General features: G+C 49.6%; 1 protein-coding gene. It reads left to right on the top strand.

Going from position 1 to position 861, the window contains the following annotated elements:
• Positions 1-861: N-succinylarginine dihydrolase (locus A3750_RS20465; protein ID WP_156498792.1), on the top strand; the 861-nt coding region annotated here is incomplete at both ends.

Here is an 861-nt window from a genome sequence, read left to right as displayed (position 1 = left end):
CATGAAGGCGTATGAAGTAAATTTCGATGGGCTTGTCGGACCCACTCATAACTATGCGGGCTTGTCGTTTGGCAACATCGCATCTGAGCAAAGCCTGAAAGATGTTTCCAATCCAAAACAGGCTGCCCTTCAAGGCTTGCAAAAAATGAAGGCGCTAGCGGATAAAGGCATCAAACAAGGAATTTTGCTTCCGCATCATCGGCCCGAGATGAGCCTGTTGCGTCAACTTGGATTTGTAGGAACAGATGCTCAAGTTCTTACTAAAGCAGCCAAGGAAGCTCCGGCCATTCTGGGCTCTGTTTTCTCCGCCTCATGCATGTGGACAGCCAATGCCGCGACCGTGTCTCCAAGCGCAGATAGTAACGACGGTTTAGTGCATTTCACGCCGGCGAATCTAAATGCAAAGCTGCATCGTGCGATAGAGCATCCAACGACGAGCCGGATGCTGCAAGCGATTTTTAATAACGAACGGTATTTTGCCCATCATGCCGCATTACCGTCGGTCGGCCAGTTTGGTGATGAAGGGGCTGCCAATCATACGCGCTTTTGTTCCGCTTACGATCGGCCGGGTGTTCAGCTTTTTGTTTACGGTCGTCAGGCGTTTAGCGAACGAGGTTTAAAGCCCAAACGCTACCCTGCCAGACAAACTCTTGAGGCCTGTCAGGCTGTCGTTCGACTGCATCAGATTGATGAAAGCCGTGTTGTCTATGCCCAGCAGCATCCAGATACCATTGATGCCGGTGTCTTTCACAATGACGTGATTTCGGTTGGCAATCAAAACGTATTCTTTTGCCATGAAGAAGCATTCCTTAGACAAGATGAGGTGATCAGCGAGCTTAAAGCCAAGCTTGGTGATACAGA

The organism is Oleiphilus sp. HI0079, from assembly GCF_001635105.1.
Note: the sequence above shows the minus strand (reverse complement) of the source record. Positions and strands in the feature narration are given on the sequence as shown.